The 23,261-nt window shown below is 65.8% G+C and carries 21 protein-coding genes; 12 read left to right on the top strand and 9 right to left on the bottom strand.

From position 1 onward, the window contains the following. Positions 1–73: 73 nt before the first annotated feature. Positions 74–424: a hypothetical protein gene (locus tag LK459_RS04580; protein ID WP_007241207.1), complete on the bottom strand. Its 351-nt coding sequence runs from the start codon at positions 422–424 to the stop codon at positions 74–76. A 119-nt stretch (positions 425–543) separates the two neighbouring features. On the opposite strand from LK459_RS04580, the gene LK459_RS04575 reads away from it, so the two are divergent. The 3 genes from LK459_RS04575 to LK459_RS04565 all read left to right on the top strand — a co-directional run bounded on the left by LK459_RS04575 (position 544) and on the right by LK459_RS04565 (position 3,729). Then, positions 544–1,188, top strand: coding sequence for an NUDIX hydrolase (locus tag LK459_RS04575; protein ID WP_007241208.1), 645 nt, complete (start codon positions 544–546; stop codon positions 1,186–1,188). 116 nt (positions 1,189–1,304) lie between these two features. Next, positions 1,305–1,859: a YceI family protein gene (locus LK459_RS04570; RefSeq protein WP_227921962.1), complete on the top strand. Its 555-nt coding sequence runs from the start codon at positions 1,305–1,307 to the stop codon at positions 1,857–1,859. A 157-nt stretch (positions 1,860–2,016) separates the two neighbouring features. Further along, positions 2,017–3,729, top strand: a complete 1,713-nt coding sequence (locus LK459_RS04565; RefSeq protein ID WP_007241210.1) for an adenylate/guanylate cyclase domain-containing protein — start codon at positions 2,017–2,019, stop codon at positions 3,727–3,729. Positions 3,730–3,740: 11 nt separating this feature from the next. Here LK459_RS04565 and LK459_RS04560 read toward each other — a convergent pair whose 3' ends face one another. The 3 genes from LK459_RS04560 to LK459_RS04550 all read right to left on the bottom strand — a co-directional run bounded on the left by LK459_RS04560 (position 3,741) and on the right by LK459_RS04550 (position 6,743). Beyond that, positions 3,741–5,663, bottom strand: coding sequence for an alpha/beta hydrolase (locus tag LK459_RS04560; protein WP_007241211.1), 1,923 nt, complete (start codon positions 5,661–5,663; stop codon positions 3,741–3,743). After that, positions 5,663–6,013, bottom strand: coding sequence for a hypothetical protein (locus LK459_RS04555; protein ID WP_007241212.1), 351 nt, complete (start codon positions 6,011–6,013; stop codon positions 5,663–5,665). Before LK459_RS04555 ends, LK459_RS04560 begins: the two co-directional genes overlap by 1 nt. Positions 6,014–6,113: 100 nt before the next feature. Continuing rightward, entirely contained in the window at positions 6,114–6,743 is a 630-nt protein-coding gene (locus tag LK459_RS04550) for an alpha-ketoglutarate-dependent dioxygenase AlkB (protein WP_007241213.1), read from the bottom strand. A gap of 193 nt (positions 6,744–6,936) precedes the next feature. On the opposite strand from LK459_RS04550, the gene LK459_RS04545 reads away from it, so the two are divergent. Both LK459_RS04545 and LK459_RS04540 read left to right on the top strand, forming a co-directional pair. Further along, positions 6,937–9,171 carry an MMPL family transporter gene (locus LK459_RS04545; protein WP_007241214.1) on the top strand — a complete coding sequence of 745 codons (2,235 nt, stop codon included), beginning with the start codon at positions 6,937–6,939 and terminating at the stop codon, positions 9,169–9,171. Positions 9,172–9,189: 18 nt separating this feature from the next. Beyond that, positions 9,190–9,846, top strand: a complete 657-nt coding sequence (locus LK459_RS04540; RefSeq protein WP_227921960.1) for a TetR family transcriptional regulator — start codon at positions 9,190–9,192, stop codon at positions 9,844–9,846. Here LK459_RS04540 and LK459_RS04535 read toward each other — a convergent pair. Further along, positions 9,835–10,431, bottom strand: a complete 597-nt coding sequence (locus tag LK459_RS04535) for a TetR/AcrR family transcriptional regulator (RefSeq protein WP_007241217.1) — start codon at positions 10,429–10,431, stop codon at positions 9,835–9,837. The two genes, LK459_RS04540 and LK459_RS04535, sit on opposite strands and share 12 nt — an antisense overlap. Positions 10,432–10,524: 93 nt before the next feature. Here LK459_RS04535 and LK459_RS04530 point away from each other — a divergent pair, with 93 nt between their 5' ends. Continuing rightward, positions 10,525–10,908, top strand: a complete 384-nt coding sequence (locus LK459_RS04530) for a DUF1304 domain-containing protein (protein WP_007241218.1) — start codon at positions 10,525–10,527, stop codon at positions 10,906–10,908. Between the two features lie 67 nt (positions 10,909–10,975). Continuing rightward, the gene (locus tag LK459_RS04525) at positions 10,976–12,004 is read left to right on the top strand and encodes an NADP-dependent oxidoreductase (RefSeq protein WP_007241219.1); all 1,029 of its coding nucleotides are present in this window, start codon (positions 10,976–10,978) and stop codon (positions 12,002–12,004) included. Between the two features lie 7 nt (positions 12,005–12,011). Here LK459_RS04525 and LK459_RS04520 read toward each other — a convergent pair whose 3' ends face one another. Beyond that, positions 12,012–13,163: a pyridoxal phosphate-dependent aminotransferase gene (locus LK459_RS04520; protein ID WP_007241220.1), complete on the bottom strand. Its 1,152-nt coding sequence runs from the start codon at positions 13,161–13,163 to the stop codon at positions 12,012–12,014. Between the two features lie 180 nt (positions 13,164–13,343). On the opposite strand from LK459_RS04520, the gene LK459_RS04515 reads away from it, so the two are divergent. Together LK459_RS04515 and LK459_RS04510 are read left to right on the top strand one after the other, a co-directional pair. Next, positions 13,344–13,577, top strand: coding sequence for a hypothetical protein (locus tag LK459_RS04515; protein ID WP_227921959.1), 234 nt, complete (start codon positions 13,344–13,346; stop codon positions 13,575–13,577). A 49-nt stretch (positions 13,578–13,626) separates the two neighbouring features. Beyond that, positions 13,627–13,905, top strand: coding sequence for a hypothetical protein (locus LK459_RS04510; protein WP_227921957.1), 279 nt, complete (start codon positions 13,627–13,629; stop codon positions 13,903–13,905). Between the two features lie 24 nt (positions 13,906–13,929). Here the strand turns inward: LK459_RS04510 and LK459_RS04505 are convergent, their stop codons facing one another. Continuing rightward, positions 13,930–15,597 (bottom strand): DNA repair helicase XPB, encoded by a 1,668-nt coding sequence (locus LK459_RS04505; RefSeq protein ID WP_005174246.1) that lies wholly within the window; start codon positions 15,595–15,597, stop codon positions 13,930–13,932. Positions 15,598–15,827: 230 nt separating this feature from the next. On the opposite strand from LK459_RS04505, the gene LK459_RS04500 reads away from it, so the two are divergent. After that, the gene (locus LK459_RS04500; RefSeq protein WP_007241222.1) at positions 15,828–17,333 is read left to right on the top strand and encodes an MFS transporter; all 1,506 of its coding nucleotides are present in this window, start codon (positions 15,828–15,830) and stop codon (positions 17,331–17,333) included. Positions 17,334–17,362: 29 nt separating this feature from the next. Here the strand turns inward: LK459_RS04500 and LK459_RS04495 are convergent, their stop codons facing one another. Beyond that, a complete protein-coding gene (locus LK459_RS04495) occupies positions 17,363–19,192 on the bottom strand; it encodes an Hsp70 family protein (RefSeq protein WP_007241223.1) in 1,830 nt (609 codons plus the stop codon). A 197-nt stretch (positions 19,193–19,389) separates the two neighbouring features. On the opposite strand from LK459_RS04495, the gene LK459_RS04490 reads away from it, so the two are divergent. Continuing rightward, positions 19,390–20,592, top strand: a complete 1,203-nt coding sequence (locus LK459_RS04490; protein WP_227921956.1) for a DUF7373 family lipoprotein — start codon at positions 19,390–19,392, stop codon at positions 20,590–20,592. A gap of 25 nt (positions 20,593–20,617) precedes the next feature. On the opposite strand, the gene LK459_RS04485 is transcribed toward LK459_RS04490, so the two are convergent. Then, positions 20,618–22,963, bottom strand: a complete 2,346-nt coding sequence (locus tag LK459_RS04485) for a helicase-associated domain-containing protein (protein ID WP_007241226.1) — start codon at positions 22,961–22,963, stop codon at positions 20,618–20,620. Positions 22,964–23,017: 54 nt separating this feature from the next. Here LK459_RS04485 and LK459_RS04480 point away from each other — a divergent pair, with 54 nt between their 5' ends. Beyond that, entirely contained in the window at positions 23,018–23,248 is a 231-nt protein-coding gene (locus LK459_RS04480) for a hypothetical protein (RefSeq protein ID WP_227921955.1), read from the top strand. Positions 23,249–23,261 lie beyond the last annotated feature (13 nt).

The raw sequence follows: 23,261 nt of genomic DNA, 5'->3' as shown, positions 1-23,261 counted from the left end.
ACCGCGCACTGCCCTCGGTAGCGGAGTCCGCGGTATGCAGGCACTCGAGTCGGTCTGATCCGAGCGTCCGGTCTCATCCGAGTCCCCAGGTGAACCAGGACGCCACGAGGCCGACCATGCCGCCGGCAACAGCGAATGCGATGGCGTATCCCACGCCGAAGCGTCGGGTGCGTACCGGGATGATCAGCGCGATCGCAGGGATCATCAACACGACCCACGCGACCAGCCAGGGCAGCCAGTACGTGGCAATGAGTGGTCTGCTCTGCGGGTAATCCAGCGGGGCCGCGGTCGGCTCCGGGAGGCCGAGCCAGTCGCGGCTGATTCTCGCGAGCGGGGGCATCGCTACAAACGCGACGAGGACGCCTGCTGCCACGGCGATCGCATCGACGAGCTTGCGCGCGCGAACCGTCCGTACATCGGTCATCGCCTCATTCTAGGAACGCCGCGCGTGTGCGAACGACGACGTCCACCGCTCGTCGGCGTATCGTCAGCGCCCGGAGCCGCCCATCGTGAGCGAGTGTCGGGTCATGGTCAACTGGATGTGTGACATCCATCGATCGCACGATTGCCACTGATCGCCTGGCGGCGCTCGAGCGCCGCGTCGTCGACGATCCCGAAGCGCGCCCCGCTGCCGTCGCCATCGTGATCTCGAGTCAGGCGGACAGGCAGGGGATCTGGATCTTGCGACGCCCACTGACCATGCGCAAGCATGCCGCGCAGTTCGCCCTTCCCGGCGGGCGACTCGATCCGGGAGAAGGGGTCATCGACGCCGCACTACGTGAACTCGAGGAAGAACTCGGGGTCGCCCTCCATCCCGACGACGTACTCGGACTACTCGACGACTACCCCACGCGATCCGGCTTTGTGATGACGCCCGTCGTGTGTTGGGCACAGGATGCTTCGGCTCCGTCGCCTAGCCCGGATGAGGTGTCCGAGCTGTTCTTCGTACCTCTCGACGACCTGCTCGACGAACCCCGGTTCATCACCATCCCCGAGTCGCCCCGCCCGGTGATCCAACTCCCGATTCCAGGGCTGCGCCGCGACCCCGACGACCACTCGCCCAGCGGCCGCTCGGCGTTGCTCCATGCGCCGACCGCTGCAGTGATCTATCAGTTCGTCGAAGTTGTGCTGCGAGGGAGGGACACTCGGGTCGACGGCTTTGAGCAGCCGGTATTCGCCTGGAAGTAAAAAATCTGACCCATCGGAATGAAATCGGACCGCGGTCCGTTTAGAATGACTGATGGGCCGGAGAGACGGTCCACGGACCACAACGAGAAATCGACAAGAAGCCGAGGAGTTTCACCATGACCACAAGCACCGTCAAGGCCCCCATCGAGGCCGGCGTCTGGAACATCGATCCCACCCACTCGACCGTGGGCTTCGTCGTGAAGCACCTCATGGTGAGCAAGGTGCGCGGCAAGTTCGAGACCTTCAGCGGCACCATCACCGTCGCCGAGGACGGCACGCCGTCGGTGCAGGCCGAGATCGACGTCACGACCATCACCACCGGCAACCCGCAGCGCGACGGCCACATCAAGTCCGCTGACTTCTTCGACGCCGAGAAGTTCCCGAAGGCCACCTTCGTATCGACGAGCGTGCGCCCCGATGGTGACAACTTCGTGCTCACCGGCGACTTCACGCTGCACGGTGTGACCAAGTCGGTCGATCTCGCACTCGAGTTCAACGGCTCGAACGCGGGCATGGGCCAGGGAGAGGTCGCGGGCTTCGAGGCCAGCACCGTGCTCAACCGCAAGGACTTCGGCATCGACATCGAAATGCCTCTCGAGGGCGGCGGCGTCGTGGTCGGCGACAAGGTCACCATCAACCTCGAGATCGAGGCGGTCAAGGCCCAGGCCTGATCCCTCGTCAGACCACTCGTGCTCATCGTCGGATCATCGACGTCACGTGCGAGTTCGAAGCCGGCGCTGTTCCTCCGTCCCCTTGGAACGGCGCCGGCTTTTGTCTGCTGTCACAATGAGTAGTCTTTTGTGACAAAGCAGGCAGAAAGGCGTCACGGTGCAACCGCAACGCGACTCGGGCGACCATGACGACAAGTGGTCTCGCGCGCGGCGTCGATACTCGACATTCGTCTGGGGCGTCGAGCGGCCGCCGACGCTGCGCGAGTGGGGAGATATCGGTCGCGCCGAGCGGATCCGCCTCGCACGTCGCGCAAGCCTGATCGCGGGCTCCGCGATCGTCGGCAGCAATGTACTCGTCGGTCTCGAAACGTTCCTGCTGGTGCAACTCGCCTACAACGGCGGTCGGATGACGTTCGCCACCACGCTTGGCGCGCCCAACTTCCCGGCGGTCGTCGCTGCGATCGTGGTCGGGCTCATCGTCAACATCTTCTTCGTGCTCGGAGTGATGACGCCACAGCTGCGGTGGTTCATCAGCGGCAATCTCGCCGACCGTGCTCGTCGACGTTCCGTGCAGCGGATCCCGTTCGCGCAGGCGGCCGCGACGATGGTCGGCTGGCTGCTCGCAGTGCTGAGCTACGTGCTGCTGTCGTTGGACAAGCTCACCGCCGACGACCTGCTCGGCGTGGCGGTCGCCTTCGCCCTCGCCGGGGTGTCGATCGGATGCCTCACCTACCTCTTCGCCGAACGATCGGCCCGTCCGCTGCTGATCATCGCGCTGCAGGATCAACCCGCAACGCATGCCGTCCAAGGTGTGCGTGCCCGGATGGCGGCGGTGTGGGCGATCAGTTGCCTCGTGCCGATGACAGGACTGCTCATCATCAACATCGGACGATGGTCGGGACTCCTGCCGCCGGCCGTCGGCCGGATCGACTGGACGACCGTGGTCCTCGCCGCAGTCGGCCTCGCGGCAGGGGTCCGTGTCATCATGCTGGTCGGGCAGGCCATCATCGACCCGCTCACCGAACTGCGGCACGCCGTGCAACAGGTACAGGACGGCGACCTCACGACCCACGTCGACGTCTACGACTCCTCGGAACTCGGAGTGCTTCAGCACGGGTTCAACGAGATGGTCGAGGGTCTCGACGAGCGTGAGAGGATGCGCGAACTGTTCGCACGACACGTCGGCGACACCGTCGCGCGACTGGCGATCGAACACGGCGTGGGCATGCACGGGTCCAACTGCCAGGTCGGCGTGTTGTTCGTCGACATCGTCGGCTCGACTTCGTTCGCCGAGCACCGTGCACCCCAGGACACCGCCGCGCTGCTCAATTCGTTCTTCTCCGTGGTCGCCGACGTGGTGGACCGGCACGGTGGCTTCGTCAACAAATTCGAGGGCGACGCTGCGCTCGCAGTGTTCGGCGCTCCCGTCGAACTCGACGATCCTGCTGCGGCAGCGCTTGCCGCTGCGCGTGATCTGGCCAGGGGGCTGACCGAGGCTCTCGACATCCGGTGGGGCATCGGGGTCTCCTACGGCACTGTCTTCGCCGGCAACATCGGAGCCGAACGGCGCTACGAGTACACCGTCATCGGCGATCCGGTCAACGAGTGTGCACGATTGTGCGAATTCGCGCGCAGCGGTCGCTACCCGGTTCTTGCGAGTGGCGCCGCGATCGACGCGTCGGAGCAGGAGAGCGAGCACTGGACAGCGGTGGACCGCCGCGTCATGCGCGGACGTAGCGAGATCACCGAGATGTACGCCCCGATCGGACTCGACGGGCACACGCCGCTGTCGATCAGCGGCTTGATCTCGGGTCTGCTCGGCCCCGCCATCCGAATGGCGACCGGCTCGTCGAGGCATTCCGGCAACTGACCGGAAGTTCTTCATCGCGGTAGATGCAGCGGAACGTCGGGAACATGTGGCAGGTGGATCTGGCCGTTGCGGAGTTCGTCGATTAGTGCGACCAGCGGCGGCACGACGGTCTCGGCGACCTCCGCGGCATCGGCGGCGCGCCGGGCGTAGGTGTGTGCTGTGTCGCTGCCGGGCATGTCCGCCGCGCGTTCGACGTAGGGCGTCGGCGTCTCGCCGCGGACCACCTTTGCCATGTTCTCGAAGGCGTCGGAATCGGGATCGTTCCAGTACTCGCCGTGTCCCTTCAGCCCCTGCACCAACCCGTGTTTCTCCGAGTTGTGCTCGCCGTAGAAGCCGGTATCCATGCGTATGACGCCCTCGGCTGTGTCGGGATCGGCGCCGTGCGGGTTGCCGGGTAGCGACTGCGACGCCTGGATGAGATCGCCCGGCGCCGTCAGCGAATAGCGCTCGACGTCGCGGTCGCTCCACGGCGTATCGAACACTCCCGTGCCCGCGGACGACGCATAGATCACGCGGTCCGCCCGCAGCCCCAGCTGTTCGGCGGACCCGACGACGGATCCGCCGTAGGAGTGACCGATATAGGTGGTCTTCGCGCCCGGACATGTGGCCTCGATCTCGGCGTCGAGCGCGTGACTGAAACCCACCAACCCTGGTGCCATGTCGCGTGCGAGCTGCGGATCGAGAGCGGAGTCGTTGACCGACGAGGCCACCGCGGACACCGAACCCAGCACTGCCCCGGGAACGATTCCGGCCGGACCGAGCGCGCGTCCGCCCACCGCCCCACCAGCGAGAGCATCGGAGACAACCGTCGGCCAACCCTCGTATCCCACTTTCTGCGGGAGGTCGCCGTCGGCGTAGACGAAGACGGGGCCACCGGTGCGCTTCGACAGGTTCCACGCCGATTTCGTGTTCGACGTGCTGTCGTTCATGTTCGTTCCCGTTCCCGGTACGTACACCGCAGCGTTGGGTGTGCCCGGCGCCAATTGACCGATCATCTCGATGAAGTGACCGTTCTCGGTGTTGTCGAAGACGATGAATGATCGCTCGACCAGGTGATCGTCCGCGCCATCCCCTGCGCGCGGATCGTCGAAGCCTGCGGCCTGACGCGGATCGGGGATCTGACGCAGGAACTCGATCAGTCTCTTTGCGCGGGGGCCGTTCCCCCGACCGGCTTGCCGTTCATCGGCGAGGGCGTTGCGGATGTTGACCTCGTTTGCGTTGGCACGCAACGGGAATGGCACACCGTCGAGTCTGCCCATCGCGATCGGGTCGGCAGCGACGAGCCGACGCACATCGGAGGGACTCATGGCCTCGAGCGTCGCGCGTATCTCTGTTGGTCGCATCATCGACAATCGCCTGACCAGATCGTCGGCGTCGGTATACGTGCCGTCGGGGAGCCGGACATCGGGTTGCCCGTTGACCATCGTGGCGAGATCACTGGCGAGGTCGGCGATCCGGCTCCCATAGTCGGTGTCGTACGCGCCAACCGTGTTCAGTCCGTGCTGAATCTGGGCCTGCAGGCTCGAGGCCTTGTCGTTCTCGGCCGAGTCATCGTCGGCGGAATCATCTTCCGCGGAGTTCCCGACGCGGCTCACCTCTCCGGTGTCGGAGACGGTGAAGCCCTGGGCGAGTGCGCTCGCAACCTGGCGCAGGACGTAGTCGCGGGCATGCGCGATGTCGGCCGCGGCGTCTTTGGCCTCGTCGGCGATCTGGTTCAACACGTTGCGCACCTCATCGGCGTGATCGCGCTCCTGCGTCACGCGAACATGGGCGGCATCGTGTGTGGCACCCCGCCAGAGCATCGCCCCGTCGAATGCACGGGCGGTGGCATCGAGCGCGGCATCGAGAGTTGCGGCGGCGGACTGCGCAGCGTCGCCCGCGGCCGTCATCGAATCGGTGCTCCACGAGCGCAGTAGCGAGATGGTCGGAGACATCACCGCTCCGCGAGGCTGCGCAACGATGCTGCTGCGGCGGCATCGCCAGCGGTGGTCGAGTCGTTGAACGTCCGTAGGTGGTTGCCGAGGGTGCGTAGCCGCGTCGCGACGGACGCGAGGGTCGGGGACGCCGCAGAGTGTGCGCTGTGGAGTGCGGCCACGACGCTGCTTTCCGAACCGGTGGCGGCCGACAATGCGCCGAGTTCGATGTCGGCGACGGCGGAGCCCTGCGCGCGCCAGCATGCCGCCATCGACGTGATCTCGTCGGCGTCGACACCGAATCGCAGCTGATCGTGAATGCTGTCGGCCGTCTTCGTCACGAAGTCGGGCACGAGATCGCTCGGACTCATGGAGGCCCCCTGGGTCAGATGACTCCGCCGGCTGTCACCGGCGGCAGCAACTCTGACGCAGACGAAGCCGGAAAGGTTCCGCGCACGGACGCGGGTGGGATCACCAGACGCCGGGAGGTCGGAACTGCACGCTCATCCGTGCGCCGACCCCGCGAACCTTGGGTACCGCATGCTCCCAGGTGCGCTGGCAACTCCCGCCCATCACCAACAGATCGCCGGCCGACAGCATGAACTTCAACGACGTCCCGCCGCCGCGCGGCCGCAGCGCCAACGGACGTGGCGAACCGAGCGACACGATCGCGACCATCGTGTCGTGCGTGGCACCGCGACCGAACCGATCGCCATGCCACGCAACCGAATCCGACCCGTCGCGATACAGACACAGGCCCGCCGTGGCGAAGCCCTCGGGCAACTCGTCGCGATAGTGGGCGGTCAACGCCGACCTGGCGTCGTCGAGGAGTTGGTCGGGCAGTTCGTCGCCCGCTCGGTAATTGCAGACCAGCCGCGGAACGTCGACGACCCTGTCGTACATCCGACGACGCTCGGCTCGCCACGGCACTGCGGTACGCAGCGCGTCGAACAGGTCGACGCTGCCGGTGATCCATCCCGGTCGCAGATCCGCCCACGCGCCGTCGGTCAGTGTGCGTCGTTCGACGTGTTGTCCGAGATCGCCGAGACGAGGCGACTCGGCGTCGAGATCGAAAATCGATCCCTGGACTCCTGCGCTCATGCCCCGAAGTCTACACGTTGATCGAACAAGCGTTCGTATGCCGGATCCGGTTGATCGTGGGGAGGCGAGGACCGTAGGACGTCGATCACAATCTCCGCTCGGAGGTGGCGCGTCGAGATGGCCGTATGTATACCGGAGCACAAGTGTTAGTCACTAACAGTTCTTGCCACCGACAGTTCCAGGGAGATCGCTGATGGCGTCGTTGTTGTTCCGGGTGGGGCGATTCTCGTTCCGCCACAAGTGGTGGGTGATCGGCGCCTGGGTGCTGATCGCCGCTCTGTTGATCGGGCTCGTCGGTGCGCTGAACCCCAAGTTCGCCAAGGACTTCGACCTTCCGGGAACCGACTCGGGAACCGCGACGTCGCAGGTCGAGGAGTACTTCCCGCAGGTGATGAAGCAGCAGTCGCAGGCATCGACGAGCGTCCTCGTCGCCGCCGACGACGGACTCGCCAATCACTCATCGCAGATCGACGCCCTTGTCGCCGACCTGCACACGCTGCCCGATCTCACCGACGAGGCCACGGTGCTCAACCCGGTGACCGTTGCGGCCGCCAAACCCGAGCTCGCGTCCTCTGTCCTCGGCGACGGCGGCAAGGTGGGGCTGATCCAGGTGAGGCAGAACATCGAGCTGACGGACCTCACCGTCGACAACAAGAAACAGTTGACGGACATCCTGGAGAAGCATCGCGGAAACGGGTTGCAGGTCGAGGCCACCGGTTCGTTGATGAGTGTGATGGAGGCAGGCGGCAAGGCCGAGCTGATCGGATTCGCCATCGCGTTCGTGGTGATGATCGTCGCCTTCGGGGCACTGGTCGCCGCGTTCATCCCGCTGATCACCGGCCTGATGGGTGTGCTGATCACGATCATGCTCCTGCGGTTGTCGGCCGAGGTGTTGACCGTCAACGAGACCGCGACGGCGATTGTCACGATGCTCGGCATCGCGGTGTCGATCGACTACGCGCTGTTCATCGTGTCCCGCTACCGCGGCGAGGTGAAACGCGGTGGTGACAGGGCCGACGCCGCCGGTCGGGCAGTCGGTACGGCGGGCTCCGCGGTGGTCTTCGCGGGACTGACGGTGATCATCGCCGTCGTGGCGCTGATGGTCGTCGGTATCCCCTTGATCACGCAGATGGGCGCGGGCGCAGCGGTCGCGGTGTTCATGGCTGTTCTCGCGGCGCTGACTTTGATTCCCGCCCTGCTCGGTGCCGTCGGCCGGTTCGCGTTCACCCCGCGCATCCCGTGGATCAAGCATGCAGAGGAGTCCGACACCGCCGACACGAACGGAGTCCGGTTCGGTCGCATGGTGGTCCGACGGCCGATCCCGTTCATCGTCGCCGGACTTGCGGTGCTGGTACTCGCGGCGATCCCGGTCGGCAAGCTCCAACTCGGACTGTCGCTCTCCAGCGACGACGAAGCGCCTGCGCAGGCGCTGCTGCAGCGCGGATTCGGCGAGGGCATCAACGGGCCGCTGCTCGTGGTGTTGCACTCGGAGGGCGGCACGGTGGAGAACGCGGCCACCGAGACCGTCGCGCACATCAAGACGCTGCCCGACGTCGCCAACGCGTCGACGTTGACGTGGATCGGCAACGGGACACCGCAGCCGAACGTCGGCGCGAACTCCGCTCTGATCTCGGTCACCCCCAACAGCGCACCGTCGGACGAGGCGACGCATGACCTCATGGAACAGATCCGCGCGTTCAGCCCCGACGCCGAGCGGGCGGGTGCAGAGCTCCACGTCGGCGGTCAGACAGCCATCATGTCCGACCTCTCGGCCAAGCTCGACAAGGCGCTCATCCCGTATCTGATCGTGGTGGTCGGCCTCGCGTTCCTGATCATGATCGCGGTGTTCCGGTCGATCTGGGTGCCCCTCATCGGAACGGTCGGCTTCATCTTCTCGGTCCTGGCGACCTTCGGCGTCACGGTCGCGATCTTCCAGGAGGGTTGGTTCGGTCTGATCGACAACACCAAGCCGATCCTGTCGTTCCTGCCGATCTTCCTGATCGGTGTGGTGTTCGGCCTCGCGATGGATTATCAGGTCTTCCTGGTGACCCGCATCAGGGAGGAGTACATCCACGGCATGACCGCCAAGGACGCGATCGTCGCCGGCTACCGCCACGGTGCCCGGGTCGTGACCTCCGCCGCGATCATCATGATCAGCGTGTTCGCGGCCTTCATGCTCTCGCCGGACACGACCGCCAAGATGCTCGGCTTCTCACTCGCGATCGCGGTGCTGTTCGACGCTTTCATCATCCGGATGATCGTGGTGCCCGCGGTGATCGCATTGCTGGGCGATCGGGCGTGGGGTCTGCCACGATGGCTGGACAAGCTGGTTCCCAACCTCGACATCGAGGGTGAGAAGGTGCGCGACCGCGGTATCCCGCAGGAGAGCAGCGCCGAGTCCCGAGAGGTCGTCGCGGCGTCGAGCTGACCGCGAGAGAGGATTGCGATGACCGAGGCGTCGAGTACGGCAGCGGTGGCTTCCGCACCCGCCTCGGTCACGCACGTCGGGGATGTCGCCGACCGGCCGATCGGCTTGGGCGAGAAACACAAACGACGGACCCGTGCTGCGATTCGTGCTGCGGCGATGGAACTGTTCGACGCTCAGGGATACGCGCAGACGACCGTCGCCCAGATCGCCGAGGCGGCCGAGGTCTCCCACACCACGTTCTTCCGCTATTTCCAGTCGAAGGAGCAGGTCGTCGTCAGCGACGACCTCGACGAGGTGTGGCAGGACGCGCTCACATCGATCCCCCCAGGCCTCGGGCGCTTCGACCTGTTGCGTGCGATGGTGCGGACGCTCGTGGGACTCGTCCTCGCCGACGACTGGGCCTCGGACCCGGCACGGATGAAACTCATCCAGTCCGAGCCGGCGCTGCTGTTGGTCAACCAGGTCGAGTCCGACCGCGCGATCTCCGAGGCCGCCGACTTCATCGGCGACTACCTCGGCGTCGACCGTGACAGCCGGCGGCTGCGGGTGTTCATCGCAGCTGTGGGCGGGATGATGTTCCACATCGCCAACGACATCGAGGACCCGCGCGACGGGCAGCTGCTCGATACGCTCCTCGAGGCCATCGACCTCCTCGAGGCGGGTCTACCGGTCTAGCGCCGCGGCTCTCAGGGTCTCGGCTGCCGCGTCGAGCGTGCGCGCCGCCTCAGTGGAGTCGATGCGGGCCAAGCACTGTGCCGCGATGATCGCGGCCACGGTCAGCCGCGTGTGGTGGTCGACGTCGCTCGGTGTCGCATCTGGGAGCAGAGCCCGCACGCCGCGTAAAACCGCCGATGCGAGTTCGGCGCGATAACTCTCGATGACGGCGTGAACGGTCTCATCGGAGCCGATCGGAGTAGCCGACGCAGTGAGGATCAGACATCCCGCCGGAGCGCCGCCCGTCTGCGCGATCGTGAGAATGGCATCGCGGAGACCCGCGAGGTAGTCGATGAGCGCATCGGCGGAGACGTCGTCGTCGACGAGGCCGGCCAGGCGTGGTCGGACGACGGTGTCCAGATAGTCCTCGACTGCGGCGTCGAACAGTCCGCGCATGCTTCCGAAGGCGTGGTAGATGCTCGACCGTCCCACCCCGGTCGCCTTCTCGATGTCGGTCACCGACACCTCTCCGAAACCGCGTCGCCAGTACAGATCGCGTGCGACGCCGACGAGCTCGGCCTTGTCGAAGGTGGCGGTGCGGCCCACGGCGATCTCCTCGTTCGAGAACTTATTGCAACGACCATTCTACTATGCTTATAGTGTAATGACCAGTACATAATCGGAGTCAGGGAGAGTCGGATGATCGTGGCCGCAGTCATATTCGTGGGTGTGGCCGTCGCGCTGCACTGCTACATCTTCGTCATGGAGTCGCTGCGATGGACGGCGCCGGCCACCAGGCGCACCTTCGGACTCTCGGCCGACGAGGCCGCCAACACTCGTGACATGGCCTTCAACCAGGGTTTCTACAATCTGTTCCTCGCCGTGATCGCCGCGGTAGGTGCGGTGCTCGTCTTCACCCACCGCGACGTCGGTGCTGCGCTGATCTTCGCAGGTTGCGGCTCGATGGTCGCAGCAGGCGTGGTCCTGCTGGTGTCGTCGCCTGCGAAGGCGCGAGCCGCACTGACCCAACTCGCGACACCGCTGGTCGCGGTCGTCCTCTTGGCCGCGGCACTCATCGCATGATCCGAACGTCTGGTCCCATACCCATCCAACAGAACCCATGTAACCGAAATACGAGGAGAGTGGAGATATGAGCACAACGAGCACGCAGATCCAATTGGTGAATCGCCCGGTCGGCTGGCCGAAGGACAGCGACTTCCGCACGGTGCAGGTGACGCTCGACGACCTCGCGCCGGGTGAGGTCCGCGTGGCCAACGAGTTCGTCTCCGTCGACCCGTACATGCGTGGGCGGATGATCGACACCCGCAGTTATGTTCCGCCGTTCAAACTCGACGAGACGATGACCGGGGGTGCGGTTGGGCGGGTCGTCGACTCGCGTTCCGACGACGTGCCGGTGGGCGCGCTGGTGCTGCACCAGCTGGGCTGGCGCGACGTGGCGCAGGGGCCCGCCACGGCATTCACCGTCCTTCCGGAGCCGCCCACAGACGCCAACGGCGACAAGGCTTTCGACTCGTCGCTCTATCTCGGTGTGCTCGGCATGACCGGACTGACCGCCTATGTCGGACTGACCGAGATCGCGAACATGAAGCAGGGCGACGTCGTCTTCATCTCCGGCGCGGCGGGCGCCGTGGGGACCGCCGCGGGCCAGATCGCACGACTACTCGGCGCCAAGGCGGTCATCGGCTCGGCCGGTAGCGCCGAGAAGGTCGAGTTGCTCACTGGGCGTTACGGATTCGACGTCGCGCTCAACTACAAGGACGGCCCGATCCGCAAGCAACTCCGCGCCGCGGCGACCGACGGCATCGACGTCTACTTCGACAACGTCGGAGGCGATCACCTCGAGGCGGCGCTCGACGTCTTCAACGACGGTGGGCGTGCGGCGCTGTGTGGCGCGATCGTCGCCTACAACTCCACCGAGCGAATTCCCGGGCCCGACAACATGTCCAACATCATCACCCGAGGACTGACTCTGCGTGGCTTCACCGTCGGGCATCACTTCGACAAGGCGCCCGAGTTCACCGCGAAGATGTCCGACTGGCTGGCCTCGGGGGAGGTCGTCTACGACGAGACGGTCGTCGACGGGATCGACCACGCGGTCGATGCCTTCCTCGACATGATGCGCGGAGCGAACATCGGCAAGATGGTCGTGCGCATCTGACGCGTCATCACAGTCGACGCAGGCGTCGCGCGGCCTCCGTGATCACCTCGTCGCGCTTGGAGAACGCAAATCGCACCAGGTGGTTCCAGGGCTCTTTGTCGTCGGCGAACACGCTGACCGGTACCGCGGCGACGCCGATCCGTTCCGGCAACGTGAAGCAGAACTCGACGCCGTCGGAATAGCCGAGCGGGCGAGGATCGGCGCAGACGAAATACGTTGCTTCGCTGCGGTGTACGTCGAATCCGGAGTCGACGAGCGCCCCGGTCAGCAGGTCGCGTTTGGCTTCGAGCTCTGCTGCCGACCTGCGCACCCACTCCATCTCCGTGTCGAGCGCGCTGGCGACGGCGGGTTGGAACGGGCCGGAGCCGACGTAGGTCATGAACTGTTTCGCCGCACGCGCCGCAGCGACCAGTTCGGCAGGCCCGCTGATCCACCCGACCTTCCAGCCGGTGCAGTTGAATGTCTTCGCCGCGCTGGAGATCCGCAATGTGCGCTCACGCATACCGGGCAGTGTGGCCAACGGCGTGTGGGTGCGCCCGTCGAACAGCAGGTGTTCATAGACCTCGTCGGTCACCGCGACGACGTCGTGTTCGACGCAGAGGCTCGCGATCGCGGCGAGGTCGTCGTCGGAGAGCACTGTCCCGGTCGGATTGTGCGGTGAATTGATCAGCGCCACCGAGGTTTTCGGACCGAAGGCGTCGGCGAGTCGTTCCCGGTCGAGGCGGAAGCCGTGTCCGTCGGAGACGAGCGGGACGACGCGACGCACGCCTCCCGCCATCGCCACGGTCGCCGCATAGGAGTCGTAGTACGGCTCGATCATCACTACCTCGCGGCCCGGCTCGACCAGGCCGACGATCGCACCCGCGATGGCCTCGGTCGCGCCGACGGTGACGAGCACCTCGGTGTCGGCGTCGTAGTCGAGTCCGTAGTGTTCGCGCTGATGCCGGGCGACCGCTGCCCTCAGTTCGGGCACTCCGATACCCGGCGGGTACTGGTTTCGCCCCGCCGAGATCGCGTCCTTCGCAGCGGTCAGCATCGACGCGGGACCATCGGTGTCGGGGAAGCCCTGTCCGAGGTTCACGGCGTCGTGTTGCACGGCGAGAGCCGACATCTCGGCGAAGATCGTGCTGGAGAACGGTCTCAGGCGCTCGACGGTCATGGTCCCAGGCTGTCACACGTCGGATGTTCGATGCACCCGCCCGCGCCTCGAACGCCGAGTCCACGCTCGAACGCCAAGTCCACGCCGCAAACACCAAGTCGATGACAAGAACCCCGCAAGCTCACGGAGCGAATGTTGCCGTGGCGCCGACAGTCGGTGTCACCGTCGAGAGGATTCGCGATGTTCACTCCCCCCAGCACCCACGTCCTGCCCGGTCCGCTCTGGCGCATAGGGTGGCGCGTCGGCGCGGTCGGTGCCTGCATGGGCCTCACGCTCGTCGCCGCGTGCGGGGTCACGGTCGGTGACGACATCGTCGACGACGCCGCCGACGTCGACGTCGGCGGCGTCGTCGATCGGTGCGTCCACGGACGACGACGGGAACGTGAAGGCGACGCACACCGACTGTGGCGGTGACGATCTCACGTTCTATGTCGCTGCGAAGGTTCCGTCCGATGCAGGTTGCGTGAGCAAGAACAGTGCAGGTCTGACCTTCGACAAGGGCGACCAGAAGCTCTGTATGACACCGAATTTCATTACCGGACAGTGCTACCAGGTCCCGACACCCGGCGGGCGTCTCGTCGACTACCGTGAGGTCGACTGCGCCGCAACACCACACTCGGCGACGGTTGTCGCGCGCACGGTGCAACGTGCCGACGGCGGCGTCGAATGCGCAGACGACCTCACCAAGTGGGAGTTCAGCGAACCGCGCTCGATCGGGTACTGCCTCGAGGCATTGGCGTGAGTGAGCAGATCTGCACCAGCAGGATCAGCCCGCGGACTCCTCGCCGATGGCCGGGCCGAGCAGGTCGTCGGCGTCGGTGATGCGGTAGGCATAGCCCTGTTCGGCAAGGAAGCGCTGCCGGTGTGCCGCGTAGTCGGCGTCGAGGGTGTCACGCGAGACCACCGAATAGAAGTGCGCCTGACCACCGTCCTTCTTGGGACGCAGCAGGCGTCCGAGACGTTGGGCCTCCTCCTGACGCGAGCCGAACGTTCCCGACACCTGCACCGCGACCGACGCCTCCGGCAGATCGATGGAGAAGTTCGCGACCTTCGACACGACGAGCGTCTGTAGTTCACCGGACCGGAATCGGTCGAACAGGGCCTCGCGCTCCTTGTTCTTCGTCGAGCCCTGGATGACCGGAGCGTCGAGCTCGCGACCGAGCTCTTCGAGCTGATCGATGTACGCGCCGATGACCAGCGTCTGCGATCCGGCATGTTTGGCCAGGATCGATTTCACGACGTTGACCTTCGTGTGCGCCGTCGAACAGAGCTTGTACTTCTCCTCGTTCTCAGCGACGGCGTACTGCAGACGTTCCTCGTCGGTCAGGGTCACCCGCACCTCGATGCAGTCAGCGGGTGCGATCCACCCCTGCGCCTCGATGTCCTTCCACGGGGCGTCGTACCGCTTGGGTCCGATCAGGCTGAACACGTCACCCTCACGTCCGTCCTCACGGACGAGCGTCGCGGTCAGGCCGAGTCGACGCCGCGACTGGAGGTCGGCGGTCATCCGGAACACCGGTGCGGGTAGCAGGTGCACTTCGTCGTAGACGATGAGACCCCAGTCGCGCGAGTCGAAGAGATCGAGATTCTTGTACTCGCCCTTCGACTTTCGCGTCATCACCTGATAGGTGGCGATGGTGACGGGACGGATCTCCTTACGCTCGCCCGAATACTCCCCGATCTCTTCCTCGGTGAGCGACGTGCGCGCGATCAGCTCACGTTTCCACTGCCGTCCCGCGACGGTGTTCGTCACCAGGATCAAGGTGGTCGCCTGCGCCTTCGCCATCGCGGCGGCGCCGACCATCGTCTTGCCCGCGCCACACGGGAGTACGACGACGCCCGAACCTCCCGCCCAGAACGAGTCGGCGGCCATTTCCTGATAGTCACGCAGATGCCACTCGTCCTGTTCCAGAGTGATCGGGTGTGCCTCGCCGTCGACATACCCCGCGAGATCCTCGGCAGGCCAGCCGACCTTGAGCAGCACCTGCTTGAGCCGGCCGCGTTCGGAGGGATGCACGACGACCGTGTCGTCGTCGATCCGCGCACCCAGCATCGGGGCGACCTTCTTGTTGCGCAGGATCTCCTCGAGTACCGCACGGTCGAAGCTCACCAGGGTCAGGCCGTGCACCGGACTCTTCACGAGTTGCAGTCTTCCGAAGCGCCCCATCGTGTCGACGATGTCCATCAGCAACGGCTGGGGCACCGCGTAGCGCGAATAGGAGACGAGCGCGTCGACGACCTGCTCGGCGTCGTGGCCAGCGGCACGCGCATTCCACAGCGCCAGTGGCGTCACCCGGTAGGTGTGCACGTGCTCGGGAGCACGCTCGAGTTCGGCAAAGGGGGCGATCGCACCGCGCGCTGCCGCGGCATCGGGGTGATCCACCTCGAGGAGCAGCGTCTTGTCGGATTGCACGATCAGGGGTCCATCAGTCACCCGGTCGATTGTATGCGCGCGGCCGTCGGCGGTGGCGGGTCCGGTGGTCGGTACACGCGCTCCGGCGCTATGTCCGTAATGCGCCCTATGCGCGACTGTCGCAGGTGAGGGCCCCGGCGTAGGCTATCCGGAGTACGGACCTCCGGATAGTTCCACGGACCTCGAGACAAGCGAGTCACCAGCAGATGTCCACTTCTGAGTCTTCATCGACCACCGAATCGACCACTGAGATGTCGGCGACGGCCCGATCAGCCGAACCCGATCCCCGGCGCTGGAAGGCGCTCGTCTTCATCTGCATCGCGCAGTTGATGGTGGTGCTCGACGGTACCGTCGTCCAGATCGCGCTGCCCGACGCCAAGGTCGATCTCGGGATCAGCGACGCCAACCAACAGTGGGTGATCACAGCGTATGCGTTGGCGTTCGGCGGTCTGCTGCTGTTCGGCGGACGCATCGCCGATCTGTGGGGCCGCCGTCGTGCACTGATGGTCGGACTCGTGGGCTTCGCGCTGGCATCCGCCCTCGGTGGAGCCGCGGTGAACCAGGGCATGCTGTTCGGGTCGCGCGCGCTGCAGGGAGCGTTCGGTGCACTGCTGGCTCCGGCCGCGTTGTCGCTGTTGACCGTGATGTTCACCGAGCCCAAGGAACGTGCCAAGGCGTTCGGCATCTTCGGCGCGATTGCGGGCGGCGGTGCTGCGGTCGGTCTGCTGCTCGGCGGATTCCTCACCCAGGTGCTCGATTGGCGCTGGACGATGTACATCAACGTGGTGTTCGCCGCGATCGCGCTCTTCGGGGCGATCGTCGAGATCAAGGAACCGGCGCGTGCTCACAACCATGCTCCCGGGCTGGACGTACTCGGTGTGATCCTGGGCGGAGGCGGACTCGCACTCGTCGTCTACGGGTTCAGCCGGGCAGCAGAAGAGGGCTGGGGCGACACGGGGACCGTCATCTGTCTGACCGCCGCGGTGCTGTTGCTGGTGGCGTTCGTCGCATGGCAGGCACGCAGCAGTCATCCGTTGCTCCCGCTGCGTGTCGTTGCGAACCGTGCGCGTGGCGGCGCCTACCTCGCCGTCGGATTGTCGGTGGTTGCGATGTTCGGCTCGTTCCTATTCCTCACGCTGTACATGCAAGTGGTGCATCACTATTCGCCGCTGATGGCAGGTGTGGCCTTCCTGCCGATGGTCGGCGGCATGCTGGTCGGGTCCACCCAGATCGCGGTGCGGCTCATCACGCGCGTGCCGCCGCGGTTCCTACTCGTGCCCGGCGCGCTGCTCGCCGCATGCGGGATGCTGCTGCTCAGTCAGATCTCGGCCGAGTCGACGCGGTACTGGAGTGTGGTCTTCCCCGCACTGTTCCTCCTCGGCATGGGAATGGGCACGGTCTTCATGACGTCGATGAACCTGGCGACCTACGGTGTCGAACCGCGTGATGCGGGCGTGGCGTCCGCCATGGTCAACACGTCACAGCAGGTGGGCGGTGCCATCGGTACCGCACTGCTCAACACGATCGCGGCGACCGCGGCGGCGTCGTACGCGACAGCTCACCTGGCGTCGGTCCGCGGACCCGCCGACGCGAAAGCGATGCAGGCGCAGGCGCTCGTGCACGGGCAGAGCATCGGGTTCTACGTTGCCGCAGCCATCCTCGCGGGCGTCGCGGCTCTGACGGGCCTGCTGATCAACGTCAAGCGACCCATCGGCGACGCACACGACGCCGAGCCGGAGGCCGCGCTGGCGGGGTGACTCGCGAGCCGGCGTGAGTGGCGACGTTCTCACTCACGGATGAGTCCGCTGTTGGACAGGAACTGTCGAGCGGCGGAGACGTCCGCGATGCCATTGGTGGACACACCGAGCCCGCTGACCGTATTGGCATAGGTGATATCCGCTGTCGCGCCGCCGTCGATCTCGCCGGCTGCCGTACGTGCCGTGTTGGTGACCAGTTGATCGCCGAGTTCCCCATCGGAATTGTTGAGGATGGAATCGATGTTGTTGCGCGCCTCGGCGGTGCTGAGGTACGCAGAGATCCGGACTGAGGACGAGAGCCCGGTGCCCGCATCGCTGCCCGGTCGGACATAGCAATTCATCACAGCGGTCCCCGCCGACGTCTTCTGCTCCGTGAGTGTGCACTGCTGGACCGAGTTCCGAAGTGCCGACGGCATTCCCGCCTTGATCTCTTCAACGGAATTCCCGGAATCGCCACCGGCTGTAGGAGGCGCTGATGTCGGAGCCGCTGCGGCTGAATCGGACGCGGGGTCGTTACCGCCGCTCAGTCCGAAGTACGCACCGACGGCGACGGCAGCCGCAACCACGACGACTGCGGCGCCGATCATCGCGTATCGGGTCCGGCTCGTGCCAGTCGTCTGTGGTGCGGGGGCCGGTCCGGCGCCCGGGTCGGCTGCGGGCCCGGCGACAGGTGGCGCTGCCTGGCCAGTACTTCCCTGCTGCCAGGACGACATGAGGTCGGGGGCAACCGGCTGTGCCGCCTCTGAGTGGCGAGGCGTCTGCACCGCCACGAGTGCGCCTTGCGCGACAACGGTTTTCGGATCGTCCAGTGTGGCAACCGGGCCGACTTCCTGCAAGCGCTGGTGCACGAGCGGCACCCGCGACGACCCGCCGGTCAGGTAGAGGGCGTCGAGTTGACCGGGGTCGGTGATCCCGGCATCGGCGAGTGTTGCGCGGGCGAGTGCGACGGCTCTGTCGGCGACCGGTCCGATCAACTCGTCGAATTCGGCGCGGGTGATGTGGAACGTCTCGTGAAATCCCCCGCCTACCATCGAAATAGTGGCAGACGGCGCTTCCGACAACAGCTCCTTGGCCCGACGAATCGAGTCGTCGAGGGCCTGCTTCACGCTGGTCGGCGCCGACCCGCGCAGAAACTCGAGCGCGTCGGGGTTTCGCGTAGCGAGTTGCTGATCGACCCAGCCTCGAACGAGTGCGTCGAAGTTCTTACCGCCCATGCCATTGTCACCACGGGCAGCGAGGACGGTGAACCTCACCGCCGACTCGCCGCGATCGGTTGCGGGGGCTTCGGCCGCGAGGACGGCGATGTCGAGGGTTCCACCGCCGAAGTCGAAGACCGCGATGCGGCTCCCGGGCCGCATGGAGTGACTGCGGGTGTAATACTGCGCCGCAGCACGAGGCTCCGACACCGTCGAGATCTGCTCCGGGCGCATCCCGATCGACTGCGCGGCCTCGGTCAGCACTCCGACCTGTTGAGGGGACCATGCCTCCGGATGAGTGAGCACCAGTCGCGCGGGTCGGCGGCCACCGTGCGCGGCGACCGCACGTTTGACGACCGTCGCGAAGACGGCCGAAATGGGTACCGACAACGGTAACTGGCCTCCGTTCACCGCGACGACCGGTTGACCGATGAGACGTTTCGGCGCGGCGAGAAACCCGACCGGATCCTGTTCAGCAGCGTTGATGGCGACGTCGCCGACCGAGATGTCGTCACGACTGGCGATGTAGACCGCCGATCGCATCAGATTCGATGAATGCGTCAATGCCAACGTCTCGACTGCTCCACTCGTCGCCCCCGAGTGCGCGGCCGCGGTGTTGGAGGTACCGAAGTCGATACTCAACATCCAGTCAGTAATCGCCATACTCTCTCTCGAAGTCATCGTCTCTCGAAGTCGTCGTCACGCAGGTCACCCGAACTGTACGAATAAATGGTTACCCGAACAAACCCTCGATGTGCTCGATCAATACCATAGCGGCGTCGGTCGCCGTGTCGTGATCGCTACCCGCGCGCAGAACAGAGAGGACCACAGTGAAGCCGAGCGTCGGACTCAGAGGCCGAATGGGGATTGGAATCCTGGCTGCGGCCACTGTTCTGATCAGCGCATGCCAGGCGAGTGGTGATCCGACGTCTGGCAGTTCGGCGTCCATGGTCGAGAGCAGCGTCGACGTCGCCGCTCTGGATACCGGTGCGTATCCGACCGAACCCGCGAAGCCTTTCGGCTATGCGGATCCGGAACAACTCGTCGACGTCGAGGCGCAGCGAATGGCCGAGTTCGTCGTGCTCCCTTTCCAGATCGACGAATCGCTTGATCTGGGGACGAGTCCGACGACACCGATAAGGAGTGACCGCGAGCTGCAGACCGTATTCGGTCGCGCTGCCGAGGCGGCGAAAGCCGGTGCGGTATATGGATTCTCGACGTCGGCGAAGTCTTCTGCTGCTACCGACACCGGACGCGGGATCACCATCGCTGCAGTGCGCTACAAGACGGCGGACGCCGCAAAGAAGTCAGCAGCCGATCTCAGCGAAGCAGTCTCGAAGGACGCTCCGGCCGGGGTCGTGAAGAAGCGTGACCCCATTGCGACGAAGTCGGGAGCTTTCTCGGTGGTCAGCGCGGTGTCGGGTGACATCGCGGCTGCTGCATTCGTGCCGCATGGGCAGTATCTCGTGTATGCGCAATCGGTTGCGCGATCGAACGACACCGACTGGGCCGTCGATACGGCACTCAAGGCCACGACGTCGCAATCAAGCATGATCGACAAGTTTCCGGCGACACCGACACCTGATGAGAATCCCGACGACAACACGCGTAAGGTCAAGCTCGACCAGAACAACATTCTGATCTACGCACTTCCGCTCGCCGATACGTCCGACGGCATCGCCGCGGTATACGGCCCCCAGGGCATCGCGCACTTCACGACGCACCAGCGCGAGACCTATGCGAATGCAGCCAAGTTCGGTTCAGTTCACACGGCAGTGGCGAAATCCTTCGTCTACCGGGCGTCCACGAGCGACAACGGCGCGAAGTTGCGTGATGCCCTCGTGGCGGTCTGGACTGACAATGGTGCCCGACCCGTCGAATCCCCGGCGGGCTTGTCGAGCGCCAAGTGTGCGAAGAGTGGCACCAAAGAATCGTTGTACAACTGCGCAGTTCGTGTTGGCCGCTACGTCGGACTCGTGGCCGGGGATTCCCTCGCAGACGCCCAGCAGCAGGCGTCTGCGCAGTACGTCATTCTCACCAAGGCCGACCAGGACGCCAACTGATCCGGCTCGGTCGTCTGGCGTCGGGTCAGTTGTCGAGCAACTCGACGCTGGTGACGCGGTGCAGGGTGAAGTGCTGCTCGTCGTCGGAACCCTCCTCGGTGCCGACGAGTTGCCCGGCGCCGAGCAGCCGTGGCGTGACGACGTGTCTGCTCGCCGAACCGTGGGCGTCGACGTAGCCGACGAGCAGTCGGCGGTTGGCGCGCAGCGCCAATTGGATGAGGGCCGTGGTGGATTCGCCGCCGCCGACGGCGCGCACCGGGGCGGAGTCGGCCTTTCCCGATGCGGAGGGGGTGGCGCGGGTTGCTCGGTCGTGAGATCGCATGCGACTCACCACCGACAGCAATTGTTCGGAGGTGGGGTTCGAACGACGCGGCGTGGCGCGTCGGCGACCGCGGCTCGATGACACCCGGCTCCCACGCTCGCGCAGATCGACGAGCGAGCCCGACGAATCCTCGCCTGCGGGAGCGAATCCGGCATCGCGGAGTCGGTCGATCACGGTCCTGACCTCAGACGGCGACACCGCGACGGTCGGCGCCAGCGCCCGCAGCGCGAGCTGCTCGGCGGCGTCGCTGCGCAACACCGCAGCCAGCATGGTCGGATCCTCGCAGCGGATGAACGCCGACGCGATGCCGACTCTGAGCTGTCCGTGTTTGCGCGCGACGTCCTCGATCAGATAGGTCAGCGACTGCGGGACCGGCGTCGACGAGTGCGCGGTGAACATGGTGAGGAGTTCGCTGCTGGTCTTACCGGCATCGAGTGCGCGCCGCACACTGGATTCCGATACCCGGTACACCGATGCGGCACCACCGGATTCGAGGTCGGCGACCAATTCGACCTGGTCGCTGAGATCCGGCGTCATCGGACCGGGCACCGTCAGCGTCAGGTCGGCCTGGGTGAGGAAGTGGTCGACGGGTTCGGGCAGTGCCTTGCGCATGGCGGCGAGCACCTGCGAATCCACTGCGTCGGGATCGTTGTCCGACAACGCCACTCGACCGACGGAGGTCAACGACTGGTGCGCGGTGACTCCGAGGCTCTGCGCTTCGGCGAGGGTTTCACCAACGACGCGCGGCGAGAGCCGACGAATCCTCTGCGGGTACCGCCACGCCAGTGACGCCGTCACGGTGTCGGTGGAAAACGGTGTCGCACTGTCGAGTTCGGTAAGGAGCTCGAGGATGAGGTGCCGTTGAGCCGGTGCGGCCGAATCGTAGAGCTCGGACGACAGCGCAGGGTGGGCGTTGCCGTCGCGATCGGGTTCGCCGACCTGCCACGCCCGCCGCGGCATGGAGAGCCACGCGTCGAGCAGAGTGGCCCACTGCCTTTCCGGTACCGAATGCAGCCAGGTATCGGCGGCGTTCGTCGGTGCGAATGCCTGCTCGCCGCGGTCCCCAGCAGGCGGGGGGTCGGGGAACCCGACGTCGATGAGGCGGGCATGACCGAGGATCTCGACGAGGAATGCAACGCGTTTCTGCTCGAGGCCGGTGGCTTTTGCAAGCCTGCGGAGTTCACGGACACCGAGCGCACCCGAACGCAGTACCGCTGCAGGCGTTCGACCGAGCACGTCGAGAAGTTGCGTGGCGTGGCGGATCAACTCCAATGCCTCACCGCCGGCGGCGGCATCCACCGCGTGCGCGCCGAAACGCATGGTCGCGAGCTCGTCGGCGAGCGCGGGGGCGGCGAGAGTGTCTGTGCGCAAAGCGGGTTCCCCGCGGATGAGCGCGCCGACCATCGGTGGTAGCTCGACCGTCTGGTCGTCGATGCGTGCGAGAAGTCCGAGCGCGATCAGTCGCGCGACGGGGCTGTCGGGGTCGGCGCCCGGCGCGGCATCGCGACTGCGTCCGAGAGCAGGCCCGCGCGACAGTGTGGAGAGCAGGTCCCGTTGCCGATCGTCGACGCCGTCGATGAGTGCGCGGATCTCGTCGGGGGCGAGGTGGGCGAGCGGTCCGGTGAGATGCAGCGCCTTCCACGGCAACGTCGACGCCAGGTGGGCGCCGGCGTGAAGTGCATCGTTCGCGCCCCACAACACGGCGCGTCGGCGAAGGTCGTCGACGCGACCACGGATCTCGCCGGCCTCGGCCCGATCGGACAGAGCGCCCACCAGAGCTTCGCCGTCGACGGACGCCGGTACGCGCGCAACGTCGGGTCCGGTGGACAAGGCGATGAACTGTTCGATGACCGCCATGGTCAACAGGTCGAGTTGCTCACCCGCGAGAGCAAGTGACGCTGCGGCCAGCGCGCGCTGCGCCAGGACCGAGGTTCCCTGTGGCGGGGGAGAGGCGAGATCGGGGCGGAGGGACAGCAGATCGCGCAGATCGTCGTCGGTGCGCGCGGCCAGATCGTCGGCCAGGCCGATCCGCTGGTCGTCCGTGCTCATTCGATCAAGTCTAGTGGTCGCGGGAAAACGGCAGCCGAGTCACGACACCGCACGGTGCGACGGGGGGAGGCATGGCACAATACGGGCGTGGCTGAGAAGGAAAAGAAGAATCACTACGTCGACAACGGTTGGCCCCGCGACGGTGACGGCAGCGTTCCCGAGCATGCGGTGTCGGAATTCGCGGCGGAGATCCCCGGTGCACTTTCACCGTTCGGCGACGTCGAGTTCCCGCTGCCCTCCGACAAGGTCAACTACGTCGTACCGAAGACCGTCGTCAACCGCTGACCACGTCTCGGAG

The sequence above is a fragment of the Gordonia otitidis genome (assembly GCF_020735545.1).
GTDB lineage: Bacteria > Actinomycetota > Actinomycetes > Mycobacteriales > Mycobacteriaceae > Gordonia > Gordonia otitidis.
Note: the sequence above shows the minus strand (reverse complement) of the source record. Positions and strands in the feature narration are given on the sequence as shown.